At 69.0% G+C, this 4,354-nt stretch carries 3 protein-coding genes; 1 reads left to right on the top strand and 2 read right to left on the bottom strand.

The features are described from left to right. Positions 1 to 353 (bottom strand): hypothetical protein (locus IEY30_RS21680; protein ID WP_229675146.1); only part of this gene is annotated, 353 nt, incomplete at its 3' end. 291 nt (positions 354 to 644) lie between these two features. Here IEY30_RS21680 and IEY30_RS21675 point away from each other — a divergent pair. Further along, positions 645 to 4,028: a fibronectin type III domain-containing protein gene (locus IEY30_RS21675; RefSeq protein ID WP_156035519.1), complete on the top strand. Its 3,384-nt coding sequence runs from the start codon at positions 645 to 647 to the stop codon at positions 4,026 to 4,028. 21 nt (positions 4,029 to 4,049) lie between these two features. Here the strand turns inward: IEY30_RS21675 and IEY30_RS21670 are convergent. Further along, a partial coding sequence (locus IEY30_RS21670) for a hypothetical protein (RefSeq protein ID WP_229675145.1) occupies positions 4,050 to 4,354 on the bottom strand: 305 nt, incomplete at its 5' end.

The raw sequence follows: 4,354 nt of genomic DNA, 5'->3' as shown, positions 1-4,354 counted from the left end.
GTGGCGGTGAGGGCCTTCTGGTAGGCGGGGGTGCGGGCGTCGATGGTCGGCGACGACCCGATGGGGGTGTTCCAGGGGCTGGACGCGGCATACGGCCGCCCGGTGGCGCAGGAAGCCAGACCGGTAGTCGTGGTGACCGTGCTTGCTGTGGCGCCGGCGGAGGTCGAGTAGGCAGTCATGCCGAGCGCGACGGCAACGAGTCCGGTGACGCCGATGAGCGTGCGTCGTCTGATGTGGGTGGTCGTGATCACGGTGGCGTCCTGAGGCAGAGGGGTGGGATGCAGGAGAAGAACCCGCCCCTTTGCCTCAGTTTCCGGATAAGAAGGCATACAAAGGGTGATGAATGTGGTCATGCGGGCATGATTCATATTTGTATTGGTGAGTCTTTAGCCTCCGCATTTGTCCTGCAACTCGAGAATGATCGAGGGCCGACTCGGGGGCGCCGCGTCGATCGCAAACGCTGCGGAGAAGACGTGCGGACTCGACGCGGTCACCGTCGGTGATTCCCGCGTGGCGAGACGACGTGGCTGTTAGCCTGAACAGCAGGGGGCGCGGCGCTCAGCAGGACTGCCGCGTCAAGCGGAATCGGGGGAGACCAACAGCTGCGTCGCGACGTGTTCACCACGACGTGCGCGGAGTTCGACATGACCATCCGACGTCTCACCCCTGTCCACCTTGCCCTGATGGTCACCGTGGTGCTGCTCGTCCTCGTGGGCCGCGCACCGGTCGACATGGGTCGAACGCTCGCGCTGTCCGGAGCCACGAACCCGATCGTTGCGGAGAACCTGCTCACGGGATCTGACGCGTGGGTGCTGGGCCAGAACGGTCACCGGGTCTCTGACGACCTGACGCAGCAGGTCAAGGGCTACGCGTCGTCGCCGAGCGTCGATCTCGGCGGCAGCGTGGACGTCAAGGTGTCGGTCAACCCGGCACAGTCCTACTCGGCGCAGATCTTCCGCCTCGGCTACTACGCGGGCAAGGGCGCGAGACTGATGGACACCCTGCCGGGTCGCGCCGGGACGCGCCAACCTGCGTGCACGCCGGCGACCGACACTGGCCTCATCGAGTGCGGCTGGTCGACAGGTTTCCGCATCGACGTGCCGACGGGTTGGACGAGCGGCATCTACCTGATCGTCCTCACCAACGCCGCCGGCTACCAGAGCTACGTGCAGTTCGTCGTCCGCGACGACGCCCGTCACTCCGAGCTGCTCTTCAAGCAGAGCGTCCTGACCTACCAGGCCTACAACAACTACCCGAACGACGGACTGGCCGACTGCAAGGGGACTCCCGCCACCGGCAAGAACCTCTACGACTCCCAGAGCTCGCCCGCCAAGACCGTTACCGGAACCTCCCGCGCAGTCAAGGTCTCGTTCGACCGGCCCTACCCGTGCTCGGGCGGGGGGAGCCTGCTCGACCCCGACTGGAGCTGGGAGGGCTACTTCCTCACCTGGCTCGAGATGAAGGGCTACGACGTCAGCTACACCACCGACGTCGACGTCCACCTGCGTCCGCAGACGCTGCTGGACCACAAAGGTGTGCTGTCCGTCGGACACGACGAGTACTGGACGAAGGAGATGTTCGACGCGATGGAGTCCGCCCGGGACCACGGCGTCAACGTCGGCTTCTTCGGCGGCAACGACGCGTACTGGCAGGCCAGGCTGGAGCCGTCGAGCACGGGGGTGCCGGCGCGGACGATGGTCGTCTACAAGAACACCCCCAACAACACCTACACCACGGTCGACCCCGTTGCAGATCCCACGCTGCGCACCGTCCGCTTCCAGGACCCGCCGGTCAACCGAGCTGCACAGTCGCTCATCGGCACCTCCTTCCTCGGCTCGACGGACCGCTCGACGCTGAACGCGGACCTCGTGGTCGCCGCCGACGGAGGCTGGCCCTGGGGTGCGGCCGGCGTCGCCGGGGGTACTTCCGTGCCTGGAGTCGTGGGCTACGAGACCGATGGGTACTCCTGCCACTGCCCGCCGCCCGCCAACCAGGGCCTCGCCCTCCTGGCGGCGTCGCCCTTCCAGGGCTCGGACAAGGTCACGGGCACGTCCCACGCCGTCGCCTACGTCGCACCGAGCGGTGCACTCGTCTTCTCCTCGGGGACGATGTCCTGGGTCTGGGGGCTCGTGGCCAAGATCGACCCCCGCGACCCGACCCGGCAGGCGACCCTCTACAACCCCGGGCTGGAGCGTGCCACCGTCGTCGTCGTCGACGCCCTGGCGGGCCGGACGTCACCGCCCAGCCTGCCCTCCTTCACCCCCGACTGCACGGCCGACATCTCGATGGGGTTCGAAGGGCCCGCGGTGACGGGCGCCGACGGCGCCATGCGGTCCTTCGGCTCCGTCGCCCTCGACACGCAGAGCCCGGTGGCGGGCGCCGCCTCCGCCCACGTCAGCGGGGCGTCGAGCTACCTCGACCAGCCGATGACCGCCGTGGACACGGTGACCCTGGACTTCTCGTTGCGCCTCGACGAGCTCCCGGCCTACCCGACCCGCGTCGCCGTCATCAGCTCGCAGATCACCGACCTCGGCAACCTCGTGCTCAACCCCGTGACGGGTGGGGTCTCCCTGCGCCTGCGCAACGGATCGCCACCGATCGGCTCCGCCAGCCAGCTCCTCGAGAGGGGTCGGACGTACCAGGTGCGCCTCGTGCAGAACCGCGGCACCGGGACCAACGCGGTGCTCGCCGCCTGGGTGGCTCCTGAGGGAACAGAGCTCGGTGCGCCCTTCGCGCAGACCAGCACCGCCACCTTCACCGGCAAGGCCGACAAGGTGCGCGTCGGCTCCACGACCAACTCGCAGACGACGCCGCCGGTCCTCGACGCCGACATCGACACCGTCGGCATCGTCGGAGGTCCCGCGGCCCCGGGAATGTCACTGCCCCCGTCCGCACCGACCGGGCTCACCGCGTCCATGTCCGGCACGATGGTCCAGCTGCAGTGGACCGACACCGCGACCACAGAGGCAACCTACGAGGTCCAGCGCTCGACCGACGACGGGGCCACGTGGTCCTCACTCGTGACACTCCCGCCCGACAGCACGACGTACCAGGACTCCACGGCCCTCTCGTCCAATAGGTACGCCTACCGGGTCCTCGCTCTGAACTCGAACGGTCCCAGCGCCCCGAGCCCGGTGGCCTCCATCACGACGCCCGCCGCGCCCCCGGCACCTCCCTCGAGCCTGGTCGCCACCGGGGTGAGCCAGACCAGGACCGACCTCACGTGGGTCGACCAGGCGGACAACGAGACCGGGTTCGAGCTCCAGCGCGCCCCCGGAAGCGACTTCGCCGGGGCCGTCACCTGGTCGCTGCCGGCGGACACGACGACCTTCTCGGACACGACCGGGGAGGGAGTGGCCTGGTACCGGGTCCGCTCGCTCGGCGGGTCGCCGTCCGCGTGGACGCCGGCAGTGAACGGGCCGAGGCAGGCCGACCTGACCTTCGAGGGCGGGTCCCTGAGCGGCGCCCAGGGGGCGACGGCCGTGGTCGGTCCCGTGTCTCTCGAGACAGCGGCGCCGCTCGTCGGAACGGCCTCCGCGCGGTTCCGTCCGGCGACGACCACCTCGTACCTCGAGCAGCGCCTGCCTGCTGCGGCACCGGAGACCTACCTCACCCTGACGCTCCGGATCAACGCGCTCGGGACCGGCGACGCCCGAATCGTGCAGAGCCTCAACGGGACTGGCGGAACGGCGCCAACGACGGGTTCGTTCTGGGTCAAGGCCGACGGGACCCTTCTGCTGCGCAACTACAACACCACCATCGGCACCGGGACCAAGCTGCTCCCGGGCGTCACCTACCGCCTCGGCCTGCACCAGAGGCGCGTCACGGACAGCAGCATCCTGCTCGAGGGCTTTGTCGCTGCGGCGGGCCAGCCCTTCGGCACGGCGTTCGCGAAGACCGTCTCCGCGCCCGTCACGACGAGCACGGACATCACCACGGTGCGGGCAGGAGTCATGGCCAGCACCAACACGCTGGACGCGACTGTCGACGAGATCCACATCGACCGACAGCTCATGCCGAGCCGCTGAGCGACCGACCCGCCGACCCGGTCAGGTGGCGTCGGGAAGTTTCGGCGGGCTGACGGCGCGGAAGCGGGTCCAGGGGATGGTGCCGAGGATGGTGCGGTTGATGGTGGTGTCCCAGCCGGCGGAGGTGCGGTCCTGGAGGTAGATCTTGGCGGAGCCGGAGTTGTCGACGAGGTACATGCCGTACTGCTGCAGGGCGCGGGCGATGGGCAGGGCTGTGGTGGCGACGCCGAGGTTGGTCAGGTCGGTGGTGGTCAGGGTGGGGTCGAGCTGGAGGCGGGTGCCTTCGGGCAGGTCGGTGCCGGTGGTGCCTTTGCCGTCGGACTTGG

Origin of the sequence: Terrabacter tumescens (genome assembly GCF_014646815.1) — a bacterium.
In the GTDB taxonomy this organism is placed as follows: Bacteria; Actinomycetota; Actinomycetes; order Actinomycetales; family Dermatophilaceae; genus Terrabacter; species Terrabacter tumescens.
The sequence above is the reverse complement of the archived record's forward strand: the minus strand, read 5'-3'. Positions and strand labels throughout refer to the sequence as shown.